Source organism: Mesorhizobium sp. M8A.F.Ca.ET.181.01.1.1, assembly GCF_004792025.1.
Classification (GTDB): domain Bacteria; phylum Pseudomonadota; class Alphaproteobacteria; order Rhizobiales; family Rhizobiaceae; genus Mesorhizobium.
In genome coordinates this window covers 1,196,308-1,216,495 of the sequence record NZ_SRTV01000001.1, presented here as the reverse complement: position 1 = coordinate 1,216,495, position 20,188 = coordinate 1,196,308, and the positions used below count along the sequence as shown (strand labels likewise).

17 protein-coding genes are annotated in these 20,188 nt (G+C 62.7%); 4 read left to right on the top strand and 13 right to left on the bottom strand.

Going from position 1 to position 20,188, the window contains the following annotated elements; genetic code table 11:
• Positions 1 to 175: 175 nt before the first annotated feature.
• From EN824_RS05955 to EN824_RS05945, 3 genes are all read right to left on the bottom strand, one after another.
• Entirely contained in the window at positions 176 to 592 is a 417-nt protein-coding gene (locus EN824_RS05955; protein WP_127278681.1) for a GNAT family N-acetyltransferase, read from the bottom strand.
• A gap of 54 nt (positions 593 to 646) precedes the next feature.
• A complete protein-coding gene (locus EN824_RS05950; RefSeq protein WP_127278682.1) occupies positions 647 to 2,323 on the bottom strand; it encodes an NAD+ synthase in 1,677 nt (558 codons plus the stop codon).
• 64 nt (positions 2,324 to 2,387) lie between these two features.
• Positions 2,388 to 3,104: a DNA-3-methyladenine glycosylase I gene (locus tag EN824_RS05945; RefSeq protein ID WP_127278683.1), complete on the bottom strand. Its 717-nt coding sequence runs from the start codon at positions 3,102 to 3,104 to the stop codon at positions 2,388 to 2,390.
• A gap of 88 nt (positions 3,105 to 3,192) precedes the next feature.
• On the opposite strand from EN824_RS05945, the gene EN824_RS05940 reads away from it, so the two are divergent.
• Both EN824_RS05940 and EN824_RS05935 read left to right on the top strand, forming a co-directional pair.
• The gene (locus EN824_RS05940; protein WP_127872581.1) at positions 3,193 to 3,753 is read left to right on the top strand and encodes a DUF1003 domain-containing protein; all 561 of its coding nucleotides are present in this window, start codon (positions 3,193 to 3,195) and stop codon (positions 3,751 to 3,753) included.
• Positions 3,750 to 4,337 (top strand): DedA family protein, encoded by a 588-nt coding sequence (locus EN824_RS05935; protein WP_127278685.1) that lies wholly within the window; start codon positions 3,750 to 3,752, stop codon positions 4,335 to 4,337. Before EN824_RS05940 ends, EN824_RS05935 begins: the two co-directional genes overlap by 4 nt.
• A gap of 4 nt (positions 4,338 to 4,341) precedes the next feature.
• Here EN824_RS05935 and EN824_RS05930 read toward each other — a convergent pair whose 3' ends face one another.
• The 3 genes from EN824_RS05930 to EN824_RS05920 form a co-directional block, all read right to left on the bottom strand.
• The gene (locus tag EN824_RS05930; protein ID WP_335930805.1) at positions 4,342 to 4,764 is read right to left on the bottom strand and encodes a hemerythrin domain-containing protein; all 423 of its coding nucleotides are present in this window, start codon (positions 4,762 to 4,764) and stop codon (positions 4,342 to 4,344) included.
• A 110-nt stretch (positions 4,765 to 4,874) separates the two neighbouring features.
• Positions 4,875 to 5,234, bottom strand: a complete 360-nt coding sequence (locus EN824_RS05925; protein ID WP_127278686.1) for a diacylglycerol kinase — start codon at positions 5,232 to 5,234, stop codon at positions 4,875 to 4,877.
• A gap of 78 nt (positions 5,235 to 5,312) precedes the next feature.
• Positions 5,313 to 5,729 carry a GFA family protein gene (locus tag EN824_RS05920; protein ID WP_127278687.1) on the bottom strand — a complete coding sequence of 139 codons (417 nt, stop codon included), beginning with the start codon at positions 5,727 to 5,729 and terminating at the stop codon, positions 5,313 to 5,315.
• A 413-nt stretch (positions 5,730 to 6,142) separates the two neighbouring features.
• Between EN824_RS05920 and EN824_RS05915 the strand changes: the two genes are divergently transcribed.
• Positions 6,143 to 7,213, top strand: a complete 1,071-nt coding sequence (locus tag EN824_RS05915) for a diguanylate cyclase (RefSeq protein ID WP_127278688.1) — start codon at positions 6,143 to 6,145, stop codon at positions 7,211 to 7,213.
• Positions 7,214 to 7,331: 118 nt separating this feature from the next.
• Here the strand turns inward: EN824_RS05915 and EN824_RS05910 are convergent, their stop codons facing one another.
• From EN824_RS05910 to EN824_RS05900, 3 genes are all read right to left on the bottom strand, one after another.
• The gene (locus EN824_RS05910) at positions 7,332 to 8,705 is read right to left on the bottom strand and encodes a 3-deoxy-7-phosphoheptulonate synthase class II (protein ID WP_127872585.1); all 1,374 of its coding nucleotides are present in this window, start codon (positions 8,703 to 8,705) and stop codon (positions 7,332 to 7,334) included.
• A gap of 159 nt (positions 8,706 to 8,864) precedes the next feature.
• Entirely contained in the window at positions 8,865 to 12,362 is a 3,498-nt protein-coding gene (gene mfd / locus EN824_RS05905) for a transcription-repair coupling factor (RefSeq protein WP_127872586.1), read from the bottom strand.
• A gap of 87 nt (positions 12,363 to 12,449) precedes the next feature.
• Positions 12,450 to 12,737, bottom strand: a complete 288-nt coding sequence (locus EN824_RS05900) for a succinate dehydrogenase assembly factor 2 (RefSeq protein ID WP_127281115.1) — start codon at positions 12,735 to 12,737, stop codon at positions 12,450 to 12,452.
• A 92-nt stretch (positions 12,738 to 12,829) separates the two neighbouring features.
• Between EN824_RS05900 and recG the strand changes: the two genes are divergently transcribed.
• Positions 12,830 to 14,938 carry an ATP-dependent DNA helicase RecG gene (gene recG / locus EN824_RS05895; protein ID WP_127872587.1) on the top strand — a complete coding sequence of 703 codons (2,109 nt, stop codon included), beginning with the start codon at positions 12,830 to 12,832 and terminating at the stop codon, positions 14,936 to 14,938.
• Here recG and EN824_RS05890 read toward each other — a convergent pair.
• The 4 genes from EN824_RS05890 to EN824_RS05875 form a co-directional block, all read right to left on the bottom strand.
• Positions 14,890 to 15,642 carry a DUF502 domain-containing protein gene (locus tag EN824_RS05890; RefSeq protein WP_127279539.1) on the bottom strand — a complete coding sequence of 251 codons (753 nt, stop codon included), beginning with the start codon at positions 15,640 to 15,642 and terminating at the stop codon, positions 14,890 to 14,892. The genes recG and EN824_RS05890 overlap by 49 nt on opposite strands.
• Before the next feature lie 93 nt (positions 15,643 to 15,735).
• Positions 15,736 to 17,559, bottom strand: a complete 1,824-nt coding sequence (gene glmS, locus EN824_RS05885) for a glutamine--fructose-6-phosphate transaminase (isomerizing) (protein WP_127279538.1) — start codon at positions 17,557 to 17,559, stop codon at positions 15,736 to 15,738.
• Positions 17,560 to 17,760: 201 nt separating this feature from the next.
• Positions 17,761 to 19,137, bottom strand: coding sequence for a bifunctional UDP-N-acetylglucosamine diphosphorylase/glucosamine-1-phosphate N-acetyltransferase GlmU (gene glmU, locus EN824_RS05880; RefSeq protein WP_127279537.1), 1,377 nt, complete (start codon positions 19,135 to 19,137; stop codon positions 17,761 to 17,763).
• Positions 19,138 to 19,260: 123 nt separating this feature from the next.
• On the bottom strand, positions 19,261 to 20,007 hold the full coding sequence (locus tag EN824_RS05875) for a cytochrome c biogenesis CcdA family protein (RefSeq protein ID WP_127279536.1): 747 nt from the start codon (positions 20,005 to 20,007) through the stop codon (positions 19,261 to 19,263).
• Positions 20,008 to 20,188 lie beyond the last annotated feature (181 nt).

Below are 20,188 nucleotides of genomic sequence, written 5' to 3'. Positions count from 1 at the left end.
TCGCATAACGATGTCAAATCCTAGCATTCGGTCCTCCCTGAAGGGAATCGCGGAGAGGCCGTTATAGGGATGCTTCGATCGTTCGCCAAGGCAAGCCTGGCCAAAAGCAGTGCTGGACCAGCCGATGAGGCGATTTTGCAACAGTCGCGACTGGTGCCTCTCGTCGTCGCGTTGCTTACTCGGCAGACACCGCACGATCGAGGCGCATGTATCGTCCATCCATCGATGCCTTGAAGCCCAGTCTTTCATAGACCCCATGCGCGTCGCTGGTCGACAGGCTCCAGTGCGAGACGGTGCTGAGTTCAGGATGATCGATGAGTGCCCGCACCAGCCGCAAGCCGATGCCTTGCCCGCGATGCTCGGGCCAGATGATGATGTCGGCGAGATAGGCGAATACCGTGCGGTCGGTGATCGCCCGGCCGAAACCGACCTGCTTGCCGGCGATGTAAGCGGCGGCGCAGAACGAGTTGGCAAAGGCTCGGTGATGAAACGCATCGCTGCGTCCAGCTCCCCAGTAGCTCGCCATCAACAGGTCGGAGGTCGCGCGGAAATCGATGCGTGACAGGTCGAAGCTGATCTCACAATCCGGCATGATGGCACTCTCGCCGCGGTATCGCGCACTCTCGCTCGGCAGGCGAAAGGACCCCTATCCACGATCCCTAAAACGGTTGGTGATGGGATAGCGGCGGTCGCGGCCAAAATTCTTCCTAGTGATCTTTACACCCGGTGCCGCCTGCCGGCGCTTGTATTCGGCGATGTAGAGCAGATGTTCGATGCGTGTCACCGTCGCCCGGTCATGACCGCGCGCGACGATGTCGTCGACGCCCATCTCGTTCTCGACCAGGCATTCCAGAATATCGTCCAGCACCGGATAGGGCGGCAGCGAATCCTGGTCGGTCTGGTTCTCACGCAATTCGGCCGACGGCGCCTTGTCGATGATGTTCTTCGGGATCACCTCGCCCGAAGGCCCGAGCGCGCCCGGCGGCACATGGCTGTTGCGCCAGCGCGACAGCGCATAGACCTGCATCTTGTAGAGGTCCTTGATCGGATTGAAGCCACCGTTCATGTCGCCATAGAGCGTGGCGTAGCCGACCGACATCTCACTCTTGTTGCCTGTGGTGACGACCATCGAGCCGAACTTGTTGGAGATCGCCATCAGGATGGTGCCGCGCGCGCGGCTCTGCAAATTCTCCTCGGTGATGCCTTCCTTGGTGCCTTCGAACAACTGCGTCAGCGTGTGCAAAAATCCTTCGACCGGCTCGAAGATCGGCACGATGTCATACCGGCAGCCAAGTGCGCGGGCGCAGTCCTCGGCATCCTTGAGCGAGTCCTTCGAGGTGTAGCGATAAGGCATCATGACGGCGCGCAGCCGCTCCTCGCCGAGCGCGTCGACCGCAAGGGCCGCACAGATCGCCGAATCGATGCCGCCGGACAGGCCGAGCACCACATTCTTGAAGCCGTTCTTGTTGACGTAGTCGCGCAAGCCAAGCATGCAGGCGCGGTAGTCGGCCTCCTCCTTGTCCGGGATTTTCGACATCGGTCCTTCCGAGCAGACCCAGCCATTGTCCGCACGTTTCCAGGTGGTGACGTCGACCGCGTCCTCGAACTGGCTCATCTGGAAGGCGAGCGTCTTGTCCGCGCCGATGGCGAAGGAGGCGCCGTCGAAGATCAGCTCGTCCTGGCCGCCGAGCTGGTTGGCATAGATCATCGGCAAGCCGCATTCGATGACTTGCTTGATGACGACCTGGTGGCGAACGTCGATCTTGGCGCGATAATAGGGCGAGCCGTTCGGCACCAGCAGGATTTCCGCGCCGCTTTCGGCCAGCGTCTCGCAGATGCCGACCTCGCCCCAGATGTCTTCGCAGATCGGGACACCGATGCGCACGCCACGGAAGTTGACCGGCCCCTGGATCTCGGGCCCGGCCTGGAAAACGCGCTTCTCGTCGAACTCGCCGTAATTGGGCAGGTCGAGCTTGTAGCGTTCGGCGATGATCTTGCCGCCATCGGCGAAGACGATGGAATTATGCGTGCCGCTCTTGCGCTTCAGCGGCGTGCCGATGATGACGCCCGGACCACCGTCGGCGGTATCGGCGGCAAAATCCTGTGCCGCCCGCTCGCATGCCCTGAGGAAGGCCGGCTTCAGCACCAGGTCCTCCGGCGGATAGCCCGCGAGGAAAAGCTCGGTGTAGAGCACGAGATCGGCGCCCTGGCGGGCAGCATCCGCCCTCGCCTCTCGCGCCTTGGCAAGATTGCCAGCGACATCGCCGACCGTCGGGTTGAGCTGGGCAATGGCGATACGCAGTATGTCGAGTTTTTTGGTCATGCCTGCTGACTTAGCGCGGCGGAATTCGCCCCGCAATGGCGTTCGCTTGGACCAATTCAGACCGTCAATCGTCGCCCATATACTCGCGCAGCGATTGCGGCGAATGGTTCTCTCCGATCGACATCGCCAGGATGCGCGAAATGTGCCGGCGCGGCAGGCCCGTCTCCTTCACCCATCGATTGATCTGGGCCTGGATCCTGTCGAGATCCTTCTTCGATGTCGGGTTCTCGGCGATGTCGAGGCCCGCGTCGCGAAGGGCGGCGGCCATATCGGCCGAAATGACGAAAGCGTCCCAGCCCAGCCAGCGCAGGAAATACTGGCCGGTGTTGCCGCCGAGCCGGCTGCCATGCTTGCCGAGATAGGCCATCAGCCCGACCTGGTCGTCGGCGGGCCAGTCGGCGAGAAACCGGCCGAAACCGCGATGCTCCCTGGACACGCGCTCGACGAAGGCGGCGTTGTCGCGAACGGATTTGATCTTCTGCGGATTGCGCACGATGCGTTGATCCGAAGCCAGGTCGTGCCAGAAATCGTCAGGCTGGAACAGCAACCGCTTGGGTTCGAAGCGCAGGAACGCCTCTTCGAATCCAGGCCATTTCTGCTCGATGACCCGCCAGACGAAACCGGCTGCGAAGACGCGCTCGGCCATCGTCGAGAGGATGCGGTCATCGGTGATGTCGGCCACCGCCGCATTGTCGGGCATCGGCCCCAACAGGGAGGTCAGTTCCGCCTCGCCGCCCTTGCGATTTGCCGCGCGAGCGCGAATTTTCTTGAAGTCGGCCATCGGTCCCTGTCGGTTCGCCTCAATCTAGCACTTCCCGCCTGGGCCGGCAGCCTCTACCTCTAGCGCAGCAAAGCGCTTGGAGACAGCCATGAACAAGACGATCGACGATCTGGCGAACCGCTGGCTGAAGCGTAAGCCGGATGGACTGAGCCAGCTGGAAAGCCGGGTGCTGCAAAGCACCATCGAGCGTACCACCATCACCAGGGACACCAACAAGGCCGTCGCCTTCCATCAGACCTTTGGCGACCGCCTTGCCGATACGATTGCCCGCATCGGCGGCTCCTGGTCCTTCATCCTGACCTTCATCGCCTTCCTGGTCGTCTGGACATCAGGCAATGTCTGGCTGTTGTCACGCGATGCGTTCGACCCCTACCCCTTCATCTTCCTCAACCTCGTGCTGTCGATGATCGCCGCCCTGCAGGCGCCGGTGATCATGATGGCGCAGAACCGCCAGACCGAACGCGACCGCATCGATGCCGCCCACGACTACGAGGTCAATCTGAAGGCCGAGATCGAGATCATGGCGCTGCATGAGAAACTGGACGAATTGCGCCACAGCCAGATCATCGGCATGCGCGACGAGATCGTGCGGCTGGCGGAAGTGGTCAAGCGGATCGATGAAAGACTGTCACAGCAGTCGGCGTCATGACCGAGGCGATCCACCATTTCATCGAACAATACGGGTTGCTGGCGGTTTTTCTCGGCTGCGTGGCCGAAGGCGAAAGTGCCGCGATCCTGGGTGGCTTCTTCGCTCACCAACATGTTTTCGTGCTGTGGCATGCCTTTGCCGCGGCAGCGCTGGGCGCCTTCGCCGGCGATACCTTCTTCTTCATCCTCGGCAGGAGTTTCGCCGATAATCGCCATGTCGTCAGGCTGCGTCGGCGGCCCGGCTTTCGCCGCGCCTACCGTCTGCTCAACACCCATCCCAACATATTCGTGCTGTCGAACCGCTACATTTACGGCATGCGCCTGGTCGGCGGCGTCGCGGCCGGCCTTTCGACCATAGCGGCGCCCCGCTTCGTCATCCTCAACGCCATCTCATCGGTGATCTGGGCAGTGCTGTTCAGCACGATCGGCTATGTCTTCGGATTGGGAGCCGAACAGTTGATCGGCCAGGCGCTGATGCGCCACGAGCGGCTGTTCGTCGGGCTTGGCATCGGCCTTGCCGTGGCCGTGCTTGCCTGGCTTGCCGCCCGCCACATCGCCAAGCGGGAGCGCGCCAAGGAGGTTTGACCGGTTAGTCGATGCCGAGCGCCCGATCACCCCGATCGAGAATGAGCGGGATGATCAGGTCCTCCTCATCGGCGAGATGCCGGGTCAGCATCGCGATCAGCCGGCTGTTTTCGTCGGCGTAGGCATCGGCGGCGAAGCGCTGCTTGTCCTCACTCTCCTGAAGTGTGCGGATGAAGGCATTCGCCGCCTCGGCGTTGCGCTCCAGTCCTTCGTGGATCGTGTGGTGATCGGCATCGAGAATGTCGAAGCCGCGTTTCAGACGGGGCTCCGCCTTGGCGAAGGCCGGGAAATACTGGTAGTCCTCGACATTGTGGTGCCCATCGAGATCCCGAGAAAATGGTTGAGGCGCGGTGCGAACCAGCGCGCGAAATCGGGAGCAGGCAGTCTGCCTTCGCGATAGTTGCCAATGCCGTGGCTGCAGCGGCACGACATGTTCCGCGAACTCGGCGGCATGCTCACCGGCGTTCGAGAAGCGAGGAATTCGTGACCTCTGCCATGACGGTCTCCTTTGGTGACTGTCATATAGGGATCAAAGTCTCAGATCGGCACCCCGGTAATGCGTTCGATCAGGGCAATGCCCCAGACGCCGCCAGCGATCACGACCGAAATCAGCACCGCCAGCGAGCCACAATCCTTGGCCAGCTGGATGTCGACATTGAACTCGCGGCTGAACGCGTCGCATGCCGCCTCGATGCCGGTGTTCAGAACCTCGACCATGATCAGCAGCAGCACCGCGCCGATCAGCAAGGCATAACCACGCCAGGAGACCGAAATGAACCATCCGGCCGGCAAGGCGAGCGCCAGCAGCATCAGCTCCTGCTGGAATGCCTTCTCATGAGCGGCCAGCTTGCGAAACGCCCGCACCGAATTGATAAAAGCATCGATCAGCCGTTGCATGCCAAGGCCCCTCTCGGAATCACCGGCCCGGGATAAAGCAATGCTCCGATCAATGGAATAAGGCGGATCGTCCAAATTTCATTCGGCGACCGGTATGGATGGCGTCGACTTTTCAAACTGCGGCAGCCCGTCGTCTATCGAATAATAGTCGCCCTTGTCGCCGACGAAGATATGACATTCGCCCTTGAGCGCGGTCGGCTTGTCGAACGATCCCGCCATGACCGAAATATAGTCCTGATCCATTGCCTTCCAGAACAGCACCGATCCGCATGCCTTGCAGAAGCCGCGCCTGGCGAAAGCGGACGCTTCATACCAGGTGATGCTTTCCGTCCCTTCAATCGAGATGTCGGTATCGGCGACATTGGTCGCGGCATAAAAATGCCCGCTCTGTTTACGGCATTGCGAACAATGGCAGTAGACAACGCCACGCAGCGCCCCGCTTGTCCGGAAGCGGACCGCTCCGCACAGGCATGATCCCTGGTGGTTGTTGCTCATTTCGGCACTCCTCGAAGAAACCTCGTCTCCAGCATCCTTGTCAGGATTCCAGCTTCGCGGTGGTTACGCGCAAGCAAATACGACATCGATTGGCGCGGCGAATTCGAAATTCAGTTTCATTTGCGGCAACACACCGCGGAGTTTCGCATTCAAGACCACCGAACAGCGGGTTGTCCCGGGATGGTTGTGCAAAAATTCATGCGATTACAGCCACAGGTAGAGAACGCCTCTGGAAGTCGGGCGGATTAAGGAAACTTTAGCGCCGACGCAACTATGATCCTCCCAAGCGAAGGGCGCAGGTGGGGACGCGCCTCTTCGCAAGATGTTCTGGCGCACCGGGTAGCGCTCCCCAGGTCGGTGATCAATGGACCCGCGAATTCTGGCCGGGATCCGAGGGGAAGAGTGAATCAGACATGCAGCCGGCAGCAGCCTCGACCGAACGAAGCACCGATATCGCAACCACCGTTGTCGCCACCATGCGCCAGCTTGGCGTCCTCGGTCTGCCACGCAACTATGAGATTTTCTATGAGGCCTTGAGCGGCACCAACCGCGAACTCAGCCTCGCCGTCGTATCGCTGAGCAACCGGCCGACGCAGGACGAGCTGGATCAGATCGGACGCACCTTCTTCGCCCATAACCATGGCCCCGGCATCGTCGAGCATGCCAGGGACGTCATCGCCCACGAGCTCGAAGAGGTCGCGTCGCTCCTGCGCAGCGAACGCAGCCACATCGAAAAATACGGCAGAATCCTCGATGAGACATCGAGCGGCCTGACCAACCGCAGCCTGCTCTCCCAGGATCTTCTGCAAAAAATCGCCAATGCAATGACCATCGCGACCAATTCGACGATCGATCACGGCCGGCAGATCGCCTCGACGCTGAGCGACAAGACAGCCGAACTCGAGAGCGTCAAGTCGAAGCTCGAGGAATACAAGCGGCTGGCCGACACGGATCCGTTGACCCAGATCTGGAATCGCCGCGCCTTCGACAAGGAAATCACCAGGATCTACAACAGCAACAAGGGTATCCTGTTCAATGCCCTGGTGCTTGTCGACATCGATCGGTTCAAGGACATCAATGACCGCTACGGCCATCCCGTCGGCGACAAGATCATCCAGATCATCGCCGAGATTTTCCGGACCAGTATTCGCGGCGACATGTTCGTCGCCCGCACCGGCGGCGAGGAGTTCGCGCTGATCATCGAGGGCGCCAGCGAGGACGCGACCTACGAGATCGCGGAACGCATCCGCACGCTGATCGAGCAGACCCCCTTCACCAGCAGCCAGACCGGCATGAATTACGGCACCGTGACGGTATCGATGGGTATCTGCATGGCATCCGAGGCCGAAGGCCCCGAAGACCTCTACACCAAGGCGGATCGGGCGCTCTATCGCTCGAAAGTCAGTGGCCGCAACCGCGTCACCAGGCATTCGGCCATGGCCGGCCGCGCCGGCAAGAGCTGGCTGCTTTACAAGCAAGACTGAAGCCTGCGCTTTTCGCCGGCCGCGCCAGCACGGTCGGAGGCACAAACAAAAAAGCCGAAAATGGAAAAGGCGCCGGGTTTCCCAGGCGCCTTTTGCTTCATCGGTCCAATTGCCAGGCTCAGCCGTTCGCGACTTGCTTGTGCTGCACCGGATGGCTCTTCTTCAACAGATCCGAGACCAGGAAGGCCAGTTCGATCGCCTGGTCGGCATTGAGGCGCGGATCGCAATGGGTGTGGTAGCGGTCCTGCAACTCCTCGGCCGTGATGGCGCGCGCGCCACCGGTGCATTCGGTGACGTTCTTGCCGGTCATCTCGACATGGATGCCGCCCGGATGGGTACCTTCGGCGCGGTGCACCTCGAAGAAGGTCTGCACCTCCTTCAGGATGCGATCGAAGGGCCGCGTCTTGTAGCCGGCGGCTTCGATGGTGTTGCCGTGCATCGGATCCGACGACCAGACCACGCTGCGGCCTTCCTTCTGCACCGCGCGCACCAGCTTCGGCAGATGGTCGGCAACCTTGTCGGAACCGAAGCGGGCGATCAGCGTCAGCCGCCCCGGCTCGTTCTCGGGGTTCAGCAGGTCGATCAGTTCCAGCAGGCCGTCCGGCGTCAGCGACGGACCGCATTTCAGCCCGAGCGGATTCTTGATGCCGCGGCAATATTCGACATGCGCATGGTCGGGCTGGCGCGTGCGGTCGCCGATCCAGATCATGTGGCCCGACGTGGCGTACCAGTCGCCGGAGGTCGAATCGACACGGGTCAGCGCTTCCTCGTAGCCGAGCAGCAGCGCCTCGTGGCTGGTGTAGAAGTCGGTTTCGCGCAGCGCGAAATTGGTTTCGGACGTAATGCCGACCGCGCGCATGAAATCCATCGTCTCGGTGATGCGGTTGGCAAGCGACTCGTATTTCTCGCCTTGGGGGCTGTCGGAGACGAAGCCGAGCATCCAGCGATGCACGTTCTCCAGGCTGGCATAGCCTCCCTGCGCGAACGCACGCAGAAGATTAAGGGTCGCCGCCGACTGGCGGTACGCCATTTCCTGGCGGGCAGGATCAGGGATGCGGGACTTGGCGTCGAATTCGATGCCGTTGATGATGTCGCCGCGATAGCTCGGCAGCGTCACCTCGCCCTTGGTCTCGTTGTCGGACGAGCGCGGCTTGGCGAACTGGCCGGCGACGCGGCCGACCTTCACCACCGGCTGCGCGCCGGCGAAGGTCAGCACGACCGACATTTGCAGGAAGACGCGGAAGAAGTCGCGGATGTTGTCCGCGCCATGTTCGGCAAAACTCTCGGCGCAGTCGCCGCCCTGGAGCAGGAAGGCCTCACCGGCGGCGACGGTAGCCAATTGCTTCTTCAGCTTGCGCGCCTCGCCGGCAAAGACCAGCGGCGGAAAGGTGGCGAGTTGGGCTTCCGTGTTCTTCAGCGCTGCAAGGTCCGGATAGGCGGGAACCTGCTTGATCGGCTTTGCTCTCCACGAATTCGGCGACCATTTCGTCATCGCTGCACCCAACGCTCTTTCCGGCGAACACCCTTGCCCGCCATTTCCAGCCCCTAGATGGGGTGGCGGCTCCATACACGAAGCCGATTTCCTATTCTAGACCGGAATTTCGATGCTGGCGAATGGCTTGACGCCCCCTGGACGACCCGAAAGCCGGGATCAGGCCGCCTTCTCCGCCAACTTCGCCAATTGCGTCATGACCACAGCCGAGCCCGCCAGGCGCTTTTCGGCATTCGGCCAATCACGCGCGAAGACCACGCTATGGTCCGGCCTGATCTTGGCCAGCGAACCCTGCTCGCCGATATACTTGACCAGTCCGACGGGATTGGGGAATTCACGCTTGCGGAAATGGATGACGACGCCCTTCGGCCCGGCGTCGAGCTTCTCGACATTGGCCTTGCGGCAGAGCGCCTTGATGAAGACGATCTTCAAGAGATGCTTCACCTCGTCCGGCAGCGGGCCGAAACGGTCGATCAACTCGGCGCCGAAGGCGTCGATTTCCTCGGTGGTTTCGAGATCGCCGAGACGGCGATAAAGCGCCAGCCTGAGCTGCAGGTCCGGCACGTAGCCTTCCGGGATCATCACCGCCGTACCGACGGCGATCTGCGGCGACCAGCCGCCATCCTGGACCTCGCCGGAATCCTTCACCTCGGCGACCGCCTCCTCCAGCATCTGCTGGTAGAGCTCGAAGCCGACCTCCTTGATGTGCCCGGACTGTTCTTCGCCCAGAAGATTGCCAGCGCCCCTGATGTCGAGATCATGGCTGGCGAGTTGGAAACCGGCGCCCAGCGTGTCGAGCGATTGCAGCACCTTCAGTCGGCGCTCGGCCGTGTCGGTCAGCTTGCGGTTGGCCGGCAGGGTGAACAGCGCATAGGCGCGCACCTTCGAGCGCCCGACGCGGCCGCGCAACTGGTAGAGCTGCGACAGGCCGAACATGTCGGCGCGATGGATGATCAGCGTGTTGGCGGTCGGGATGTCTAGGCCCGATTCGACGATGGTGGTCGACAGAAGCACGTCGTACTGCCCGTCATAGAAGGCGTTCATGATGTCATCGAGTTCGCCAGGCGGCATCTGCCCATGGGCCACCGCCACCTTCAGCTCGGAAACGGATTCCTTCAGGAAATCATGGATTTCAGCGAGATCGCTGATCCGCGGAACCACATAGAAGGAATGGCCACCGCGGTAGCGCTCGCGCAGCAGCGTCTCGCGGATGACCAGCGGATCGAAGGGCGAGATGAAGGTGCGCACCGCCATGCGGTCGACCGGCGGCGTGGCGATCAGCGACAGTTCGCGTACGCCGGTCAAGGCCAGTTGCAGAGTGCGCGGAATCGGCGTCGCCGACAGCGTCAGGACGTGCACGTCGCTCTTCAGGTCCTTCAGCCGTTCCTTGTGCTTGACGCCAAAATGCTGCTCCTCGTCGATGATCAGCAGGCCGAGATTCTTGAACGAGATCGACGACCCGAGCAGCGCGTGGGTGCCGACGACGATGTCGACCTGCCCCTCGGCCAGGGCCTTCTTCGTCTCGGCGAGTTCCTTGGCGCCGACCAGCCGCGAGGCCTGGGCGACACGGATGGGAAGCCCTGAGAAACGCTGCGAGAATGTCTTGAAGTGCTGGCGCGACAACAGCGTCGTGGGCACCACCACGGCGACCTGAAATCCTTCCAACGCAGCGATGAAGGCGGCGCGCAGCGCCACTTCGGTCTTGCCGAAGCCGACATCGCCGCAGATCAGCCGGTCCATCGGCTTGCCGGCGCCAAGGTCGTCGCGCACCGAGTCGATGGCCGTCTGCTGGTCGTCGGTTTCCTCGTAGGGGAAGCGGGCGGCAAACTCGTCATAGAGGCCTTCGGCCGGCACTAGCGCCGGCGCGGCGCGCATCTGCCGTTCGGCGGCGATGCGGATCAGCTGCCCGGCCATATCGAGCAGGCGCCGCTTCAGCTTGGCCTTGCGCGACTGCCAGGCGCCGCCGCCGAGCTTGTCGAGCGTTGCCTCGGCTGTGTCGGAGCCATAGCGCGACAAAAGCTCGATGTTTTCCACCGGCAGGAACAGCCGGTCGTCGCCCGCATAGTGGATTTCCAGGCAGTCATGCGGCGCGCCGACCGCTTCGATGGTGCGCAGGCCGATGAAGCGGCCAATGCCGTGGTCGGCATGGACGACAATGTCACCGGCCGACAGGGCCGAGGCTTCGGCGATGAAATCGGACGCACGCTTCTTGCGCTTCGAGCGACGGATCAGCCGATCGCCCAGAATGTCCTGTTCGGCGACAACGACTAGCTTTTCAGTCTCAAAGCCGGATTCCAGCGGCAAAACCGCCAATGCGGCCTGGCCCGGCTCGAGCTGTTCGGCCTCGGCCAGCGTCTCGACCTGTTTGAGGTTGCCGAGATGGTGCTCGGCCAGAATCTGGCCAAGCCTGTCGAGCGAGCCTTCGGTCCAGCCGGCGATGACGACCCGGCGCCGCGCCGCGCGCTCGTCGGCTATGTGCCGGACGACGACATCGAAGACATTGACGTTCGGATCGGCTCGCTCCTCGACGAAGCTGCGGCCATGCCGCGAGCCGGCGTGGAAGACTTTCTTACCCCCTACGTCGGGCGCATCGAACACGGTAAAGTCGATGTCCTCGCGCTCGCCAAGCGAAGACTTGAGATTCTCCGGCGAGAGGTAGAGCAGGTCCGGCGCAACCGGCTTGTAGGGCACCGCATCCTTGAGCGCACCGTCAGCCTGCTTTTTGCGCGCCTCGTAGTGGTCGAGGATCAGCGTATGACGTTCGGCAAGCGCCTCATGCGCCAGATGGTCGAAAACCACGGGTGCGTCAGGCAGGTAATCGAACACCGTCTCCAGCCGCTCATAGAAGAACGGCAGCCAATGCTCCATGCCCGCGAAGCGCCGCCCCTCGCTGACCGCGGCGTAGAGCCCGTCGTCACGCGATGGCGCGCCGAAGGCCTCGATATAGGCGCGGCGGAAGCGGCTGATGGTTTGAGGCGTCAGCGCCACTTCGCTCATCGCCTGCAGCGCCATCGATTTGCGCTGGCCAGTGGTGCGCTGCGTGGCGGCGTCGAAGACGCGGATCGATTCCAGCGTGTCGCCGAAGAAATCAAGTCGCAGCGCCTCGGTCCAGCCGGGCGCGAAGAGGTCGAGAATGCCGCCGCGCACCGCGAATTCGCCGATGCCTCGCACGGTCGGCACGCGTTCGAATCCCGACGTCTCCAGCCGCGCGATCAGCGCATTCATGTCGATCTGGTTGCCGGGTCTGGCGTGGAAGGTCTGCGCCTCGACAAGCTCCGCGGGCGGAATACGCTGCAGCAACGCATTGGCGGTGGTGAGAATGACGGCACGATGCGGTTTCTTCGCCAGCGCGATCATGGCGGTCAGCGCATCGAGGCGCTTGGCGGCGGCATCGGAACCCGGCGACACACGGTCGTATGGCAGGCAGTCCCAGGCAGGCAGCTCCAGCACGGGCAGGCCGGGTGCGACGAAGGACAGCGCCTCGATGATGGAAGGCAGGCGCTGGCCGTCGCGGGCCACGAACAGCACCGGCTTGTCGGGTGCGATCTCGAGCGCCGTCTGGACCAGCGCGAAGGCCTCGTATCCATCGGCGACACCGTCGACGATGAACTGGCCGGTGCGGCCCTTCGGCAAGCCAATGGTGGGAATGAGAGCCATCAAATCACGGTCTTGGTTGTCGCAATTCCCGTGGGAAAACCGCTTCGCACTTTTCCTGGAATTGCTTGTGTTCAGAAAGTCATGTGTTCAGAAAGTCATGGTCCGGCGGGACGCCAGGATTTTTTGCAGGACGGCACAGTCGATCTCCGTCGGCACCGGGCGTTCGCCAGTGACCAGCGGCAGGAATTCCGTGTCGGAAATGTCGAGGAGCCTCTCATATTGGTCGATTTCCTCAGCGGTCAAGGTGCCGATCTCGGCATCGGCGAAGGTGCCGAGGATGAGGTCCATCTCGCGCATGCCGCGATGCCAGGAGCGGAACAACAGCTTGCGGCGATGGGCGTCCAGACCCTCGCTTGATCGTTTCGTTCCGGTCATTGTGCCGCATCCTCGCTTCAAGCGGCGCATATAGCGTGGATAGTGGGCGGTGTCAGCCTTGCGCTGCGGCCGTCGCGACATAAGCTGACATCATGCGTCCTTCCATCCTCGATCCCCTGTTTGTCCCGATCACTTCGCTTGCCGGCATCGGACCGAAGGTCGGTGCGTTGATCGAGAAGGTCGTGGCGGCCGACCTCGGCGATCGCGCAGCGCGTGCCGGCGATCTGTTGTTCGTGCTGCCGCACACCGTCATCGACCGCCGCAACCGGCCAGGCATCGCACTCGCGGCCGAAGGCGCCATCGTGACGCTTGAGCTGCGCATAGACCGCCACCAGGCGCCGCCGCGCGGCAACAAATCAGTGCCCTATCGGGTCTACGCCCATGACGATACCGGCGAAATCGGCCTGACCTTCTTCCATGCCCATGCCGCCTATCTCGAAAAGGCGATGCCGGTGGGCGAGCATGTCGTGGTGTCAGGCCGCATGGAATGGTTCAATGGGCGCCCGACCATGGTCCATCCCGACCATATCGCACTCGCCAATGAAGCCGAGAACCTGCCGCTGGTCGAACCGGTATATCCGCTGACCGCGGGGCTGTCCGGCAAGGTTTTGCGCCGTGCCATCGGCCAGGCGCTCGGCCGCCTGCCGGACCTGCCGGAATGGCAGGACGATGCCTTCATGCGCCGCCAGGGCTTTGCGTCCTTCGGCGACGCGCTGACCCGCATCCATTATCCCGCCGACCCGATCGATGTCGCGGTCGAAGGGGCTGCATGGCGCCGCCTCGCCTATGACGAATTGCTCGCCGGGCAGGTTTCGCTGGCCCTGGTGCGGGCAAAGGTGCGACGCCTGTCAGGCCGACCGCTCGTCGGCGATGGCCGCATCGTCGAGAAGCTGCGTGCGGCCCTGCCCTATTCGCTTACCCCCTCGCAGGAATTCGCGCTCGCCGAAATCAACGCCGATCTCGCCGACCCCGAGCGCATGCTGCGGCTGCTGCAAGGCGATGTCGGCTCGGGCAAGACGGTCGTGGCTCTCCTGGCCATGGCACGCGCCGTCGAGGCCGGCGGCCAGGCGGCGCTGATGGCGCCGACCGAAATCCTGGCGCGCCAGCATCTGGCGACGATCACCCCGCTTGCCGCCAAGGTCGGATTGCGCATCGCCATCCTGACCGGCCGCGAAAAGGGCCGCGAGCGAGCCGAAACGCTGGCGGGTCTCGCCAGCGGCGAAATCGACATCGTCGTCGGCACCCATGCGCTGTTTCAGGAAACGGTCAGCTTCCACGATCTGGTCCTGGCCGCCATCGACGAGCAGCATCGCTTCGGCGTCCATCAGCGGCTTGCCATCACCGCCAAGGGCGACGCGCCAGACATGCTGGTGATGACCGCGACCCCCATCCCGCGCACGCTGGTGCTGACCGCTTTCGGCGACATGGATGTGTCGAAGCTGACGGAAAAACCAGCCGGCCGCCAGCCGATCCGCACCGTCACGCTGCCGCTCGAACGGCTCGACGAACTGGTCGGCCGCATGCTCGATGCCGTCGCGGATGGCCAGAAAATCTATTGGATCTGTCCGTTGGTGGAGGAGTCAGAAGAGATAAAACTGATGTCGGCCGAGGATCGTTTCGCCTCGCTGAAGCCGCTGTTCGGCGATCGCATCGGCCTTGTCCATGGCCGCATGAAGGGTGCCGAGAAGGACGAGGCAATGCGCGCCTTCAAGCAGGGCGAGACGCGCATCCTGATCGCCACCACTGTCATCGAGGTCGGCGTCGACGTGCCTGACGCCACGATCATGGTCATTGAGCATGCCGAGCGATTCGGTCTCGCCCAATTGCACCAGCTGCGCGGCCGGGTCGGGCGCGGCGATATCAAGTCATCCTGCGTGCTGCTCTACAAGGACCCGCTCGGCGAAACCGCCAAACGCCGGCTGTCGGTGATGCGTGAGACGGAGGACGGCTTCCTGATCGCCGAGGAGGACCTGAAATTGCGCGGCGAAGGCGAATTGCTCGGCACGCGCCAGTCCGGCACGCCGGGTTTCCAGGTGGCGCGGATCGAGGCGCATGCCGACCTTCTCGAAGCCGCGCGAGACGATGCCAGGCTGATCCTGTCGCGCGACCCCGAACTGCAATCGGATCGCGGCGAGGCGCTGCGGCTCCTGCTCTACTTGTTTGGCCGCGACGAGGCCGTGCGGCTCCTGCGCGCCGGATGAGGGCTTAGCGGCGGATTGGCCAGGGTTCCGTTGATCGGCTCACCGTTCAGCGTCACCAATTTCGTCTTTACCTCAGGGGCCACCAACCCGGCCGACACGATCAGCTTGGCGCCGTCCTCGATCGTCATGTCGAGCGGCACGATGTCGGATTTGGGCACATACATCAGGAAACCGGTCGTCGGGTTCGGCGTGCACGGCATGAACACGGCGATCAGCGGATCACCTTCCTGGTCGAGCTTCTGATTGATCTCGGTTTCCTTCTCGCTGGCGACAAACACCAGCGACCACACACCCTTGCGTGGATATTCGACCAGCCCAACCTGACGGAACATGTCGCCCTTGTTCGACAGCACGGTCTCGAAAATCTGCTTCAGCGAGCCATAGATGCCGCGCACCAGCGGCATGCGGCCAAGCAGGCGCTCGCCAAATCCGACTATGGCGCGGCCGACAATGTTGGCGGCGAGAAAACCGATCAGCGTTATCAGGATCAGCGCGACGATCAGCCCGAACCCCGGAACCGGGAACGGCAGGTAGGTATCGGGGCTGTAACGCGCCGGGATATAGGGTTTGACCCAGGAATCGACCCAGCCGATGAACGACCATGCGATATAGGCGGTGATCGCCAGTGGGGCGCAGACGACGAAGCCCGTGAGGAAATAGTTCCTCAGCCGGGTCATGCCGGGGGTCTTCGGAGCATCGGACATGGTTCACCGGGCGCGCGGATTGCGCCGCAACATTAGTGAACCGGAAGACGGTTTGGAACTGCGAAGTTTTTAAAGGCGCCTGTTTAAGAGTGCCTATTCCACCGTCACCGATTTCGCCAGATTGCGCGGCTGATCGACGTCGGTGCCCATGAACACGGCGGCGAAATAGGCGAGCATCTGGATCGGCAGCGCATAGATGATCGGCGAGATGATTTCCGGCACATCCGGCAGCACGATCGTCTCCATCGTCTTCACGCTCACCTGTGCCGCACCTTTGCTGTCCGTGATCAGGATGATCTTGCCACCGCGCGCCGCCACTTCCTGCATGTTGGACACGGTCTTTTCGAAGATGCGGTCGTGCGGCGCAATCACGATCACCGGCATGTTCTCGTCGATCAGCGCGATCGGCCCGTGCTTCAGCTCGCCCGCCGCATAGCCTTCGGCATGGATGTAGGAGATTTCCTTGAGCTTCAGCGCGCCTTCCATGGCCAGCGGGAAATTGGTGTCGCGCCCGAGATAGAGCACGTCCTTGTAGCGCGACAGCTCGCGCGCGATCCGTTCGATCTGCTCTTCGAGCTTCAGCACCTGGTTGGCATAGCGCGGTGCTTCCGAAAGCGCTCGCACCAGCGTCTTCTCTTGCTCCGTCGAGATCGCCCCGCGCGCCACGCCGGCGCGCACGGCAAGCGACGCGAGCACGGACAATTGACAGGTGAAAGCCTTGGTCGAAGCGACGCCGATCTCCGGCCCCGCGAGCGTCGGCAGCACCACGTCGGATTCGCGCGCCATGGTCGATTCCCGCACGTTGACGACGGCGCCGATCTTCATGCCGGCCTTGCGGCAATAGCGCAGCGAGGCCAGCGTATCGGCGGTCTCACCGGACTGCGAGATGAAGAAGGCCGCATCGTTCGCCGACAGCGGCATCTCGCGGTAACGGAATTCCGATGCGACATCGATATCGACCGGGAGTCTCGCATAGCGCTCGAACCAGTATTTACCGACAAGGCCGGCGAGATAGGCAGTGCCACAGGCGGAGATGGCCAAGCGGCCGATCTTGGCGAAATCGAATGGCAGGTCGAGCGGCTTGGACACGCCGGAGACAAAATCGACATAATGCGCCAGCGTGTGCGAGATCACCTCGGGCTGCTCGTGGATTTCCTTCTCCATGAAATGGCGGCGGTTGCCCTTGTCGACCATGAAGCTGGTCGACAGCGACTGCTGGCGCCTGCGGTCGACTTGTCTGCCGTCGATGTCGAAGATGGCGACGCTGTCGCGGCGCACCACCGCCCAGTCGCCGTCTTCGAGATAGGTGATCGAGTTGGTGAACGGAGCGAGCGCGATGGCGTCGGACCCCAAGAACATCTCGCCATCGCCATGGCCGACCGCCAGTGGGGGGCCGTTGCGGGCGCCGACGATCAGGTCCTCGTCGCCCTTGAACATGATGGCCAGCGCAAAAGCGCCTTCCAGCCGCTTCAGCGCCTTGTGCGCGGCCTCGACCGGCTTCAGCCCCTTGGCGAGCTCCCTCGCCACCAGATGCGCAACGACCTCCGTGTCGGTCTGCGACGAGAAGGAATAGCCGTCGCGGATCAACTCGTCGCGCAATTCGGCAAAATTCTCGATGATGCCGTTGTGGACAATAGCGACGCCGTCGGAAAAATGCGGATGCGCATTGGTCTCGTTGGGCACGCCGTGGGTCGCCCAGCGGGTGTGGCCGATACCGATCGTGCCATCGAGCGGCTCGTCCTTGAGCCGGCGTTCGAGGTTGACCAGCTTGCCTTCGGCGCGGCGGCGGCCGAGCACGCCCTTTTCGATGGTGGCGACGCCTGCCGAGTCATAGCCGCGATATTCGAGCCGCTTCAGCGCATCGACGATAAGCGGCGCAACCTGGGAGTGGCCGACGATTCCAACGATACCGCACATGCAGACAGTCCCCGATTGCCCATGGAAAACCAGCGCTATTTAGGGGTGGCCGGCCTGCCGCGAAAGTCACATTGCATTTCGTCCCGTGTAACGGACGCTTCTGCAGGCATGCACCATGACAGCCCGCCCTTGCAATCCGGTTACTGCAATCGCTCGGTTTTTCGATTGCTTCGGCGAGAAAGCAGCCCCGTCGACCAATCGCTAATGGTCGGCGCCAGCCGCCTTTTTCTTCGCCGCCGCTGCGGAGGCAAACCGTTCGCGCAATTCCTTGGCTTTGCCGGGAATCGTCTTCTGGCGGGCACGGCCGAAGGCCAGCGCATCGTCGGGCACGCTTTCTGTGATGACGCTGCCCGAGGCGATATAGCCGCCCTTGCCGATGGTGACCGGCGCCACCAGTGAGGAATTCGAGCCGATGAAGGCGCCCTCGCCGATATCGGTGAAGAATTTCGAATAGCCGTCATAGTTGCAGGTGATGGTGCCGGCGCCGATATTGGCCCCGGCGCCGACGCGGGCATCCCCGATATAGGTCAAATGGTTGACCTTGGCGCCCTCCTCGATAACGGCCTGCTTGACCTCGCAAAAATTGCCGACCTTGGACTTCTGCTTGAGATCGGCGCCCGCCCGCAGCCGTGCGAACGGCCCGACATCGCAATTGGAAGCAATGGTGGCGCCCTCGATATGGCTGAAGGCGTGGATCTTGGCGCCCGAGGCAACCCTCACACCCGGTCCAAACCAGACATTGGGTTCGACGATCGTGTCGGCGCCAATTTCGGTATCGTGCGAGAAATAGACGGTTTCCGGAGCAATCAGCGTCACGCCCGACAGCATCGCCTCATGGCGCCGACGCGCCTGCCAGATGGCTTCGGCTTGCGCCAGTTCGGCGCGGTTGTTGATGCCCAGCGCACTTTCGAAGCTGGCTTCGGTGGCAACGACATCAAGGCCCTGTGCACTGGCGATCTCGACGATATCGGTGAGATAATACTCGCCCTTGGCATTCTTGTTGCCGACGGCGTCGAGCAGTTTGAGCGCGTGCGCGCCGGCCACCGCCATCATGCCGGCATTGCAGAAGCCGATCTTCTTCTCTTCTTCGGAGCAATCCTTTTCCTCGCGGATCGCTATCAGCTTGCCTCCCTTTTCGATCAGCCGGCCATAGCCGGTCGGGCTGGGCGGTCGGAAACCGATGACCACGACAGCGGCACCTTCAGCCAGTTTCAGTCGCGCCACCGTCAGGGCATCCGCATCGATCAGCGGCGTATCACCGAACATGACGAGGACATCGTCATAACCCTTTGATATCGCTTCGCGAGCGGCGAGGACGGCATGCGCCGTGCCAAGGCGTTTGTCCTGAACGAAGGTCTCCGCCTTCGGTGCAAATTTCGCCGCCGCCTTACGCATCTCATCCGCGCCATGCCCGATGACCAGCGCCTGGCCGCTGGCGCCAGCGGCCTCGGCCGCCTTCACCACATGAGCTACCATCGGCAACCCCGCGATCTGGTGCAGCACCTTCGGCAGCGCGCTCTTCATGCGCGTGCCTTCGCCGGCGGCGAGGATGACGGACAGGCAGGTTCTCTGGCTCATGAAGGCAACCATATGAAAAGGGTTGGGAATCAAATCATGCTAGCAGTGGCGCGATGCTGCACCAATGCGGTTAAATTCCGGTGAGATGCAGACGGAAGAGCAACTGACTTCTAATCAGTAGGCTTACCCCAGCCGCCCCAGCAGCGGAAAATTCTCCAGCAGCCAATAAGACACCGCCTGCACGCCGCCGGTGAGGAAAAACACGCCGGCGACGACCAGCAGCGCGCCGATCGCCTTTTCGACGCGGCCGAGATGGACGCGGAATTTGCCGAGGAAGCGCATGAAAGCGCCGGAGAACAGCGCGGCGATCAGGAACGGGATGCCGAGGCCGAGCGAATAGGCGGCGAGCAGCAGCGCGCCCTCGCCCACGGTTTCACGGCCGCCGGCCAGCGTCAGGATCGGTCCCAGCACCGGTCCGATGCAGGGCGTCCAGCCGAAGGCGAAGGCAAGGCCCATGACATAGGCGGCGACGGCGCTGGCCGGCTTGCCCTGCGACTGGAAGCGCGCCTCGCGCGACAACAAGGGGATGCGCAGGATGCCCAGAAAATTCAGGCCCATCAGGATGATCAGCACCCCGGCGCCCATCGCCAGCGGCTCCTGCCAGACGCGCAGCAGCCGGCCGATGGTCGAGGCGCCGGCGCCGAGCGCGACGAACACGGTCGAAAAGCCGAGCACGAAGGCGATCGAGGAGTAGAGCAGCGCGCCGCGTGCGCCCTGACTTGCGGTCGCGCCCGCATTGCCGCGGAAATCGTCGACCGATATGCCGGCCATGTAGCAGAGATAGGGCGGCACCAGCGGCAGCACGCATGGCGACAGGAACGAGATGGCCCCCGCCCCGACCGCGCTGACATAGCCGATGTCCAATGCCATTCCAAAGCTCCTACTGTTCCGGCGCCGATATAGCGACGCGCCGACCTGTGCGCCAATCACCAATGTGTGGCAACCGGTCGCCGTTCGGGCAATCGCACTCGCCCCGAATTCAGCTGCGCCACCCATCTTAGTACGACCGAACCGAGAGAATTGTTACGGGCAACGAGGCCCGCCAGCTGCC

What these genes read in the sequence shown, in the direction of transcription:
- glmS (WP_127279538.1), bottom strand. Translation starts at nt 17,559, where the DNA reads ATGTGCGGTATCGTTGGAATCGTCGGCCACTCCCAGGTTGCGCCGCTT.
- EN824_RS05925 (WP_127278686.1), bottom strand. Translation starts at nt 5,234, where the DNA reads ATGCAACGGCTGATCGATGCTTTTATCAATTCGGTGCGGGCGTTTCGC.
- EN824_RS05900 (WP_127281115.1), bottom strand. Translation starts at nt 12,737, where the DNA reads ATGACCGGAACGAAACGATCAAGCGAGGGTCTGGACGCCCATCGCCGC.
- EN824_RS05915 (WP_127278688.1), top strand. Translation starts at nt 6,143, where the DNA reads ATGCAGCCGGCAGCAGCCTCGACCGAACGAAGCACCGATATCGCAACC.
- glmU (WP_127279537.1), bottom strand. Translation starts at nt 19,137, where the DNA reads ATGAGCCAGAGAACCTGCCTGTCCGTCATCCTCGCCGCCGGCGAAGGC.
- EN824_RS05940 (WP_127872581.1), top strand. Translation starts at nt 3,193, where the DNA reads ATGAACAAGACGATCGACGATCTGGCGAACCGCTGGCTGAAGCGTAAG.
- EN824_RS05955 (WP_127278681.1), bottom strand. Translation starts at nt 592, where the DNA reads ATGCCGGATTGTGAGATCAGCTTCGACCTGTCACGCATCGATTTCCGC.
- EN824_RS05875 (WP_127279536.1), bottom strand. Translation starts at nt 20,007, where the DNA reads ATGGCATTGGACATCGGCTATGTCAGCGCGGTCGGGGCGGGGGCCATC.
- EN824_RS05890 (WP_127279539.1), bottom strand. Translation starts at nt 15,642, where the DNA reads ATGTCCGATGCTCCGAAGACCCCCGGCATGACCCGGCTGAGGAACTAT.
- EN824_RS05910 (WP_127872585.1), bottom strand. Translation starts at nt 8,705, where the DNA reads ATGACGAAATGGTCGCCGAATTCGTGGAGAGCAAAGCCGATCAAGCAG.
- EN824_RS05950 (WP_127278682.1), bottom strand. Translation starts at nt 2,323, where the DNA reads ATGACCAAAAAACTCGACATACTGCGTATCGCCATTGCCCAGCTCAAC.
- EN824_RS05945 (WP_127278683.1), bottom strand. Translation starts at nt 3,104, where the DNA reads ATGGCCGACTTCAAGAAAATTCGCGCTCGCGCGGCAAATCGCAAGGGC.
- recG (WP_127872587.1), top strand. Translation starts at nt 12,830, where the DNA reads ATGCGTCCTTCCATCCTCGATCCCCTGTTTGTCCCGATCACTTCGCTT.
- EN824_RS05920 (WP_127278687.1), bottom strand. Translation starts at nt 5,729, where the DNA reads ATGAGCAACAACCACCAGGGATCATGCCTGTGCGGAGCGGTCCGCTTC.
- mfd (WP_127872586.1), bottom strand. Translation starts at nt 12,362, where the DNA reads ATGGCTCTCATTCCCACCATTGGCTTGCCGAAGGGCCGCACCGGCCAG.
- EN824_RS05935 (WP_127278685.1), top strand. Translation starts at nt 3,750, where the DNA reads ATGACCGAGGCGATCCACCATTTCATCGAACAATACGGGTTGCTGGCG.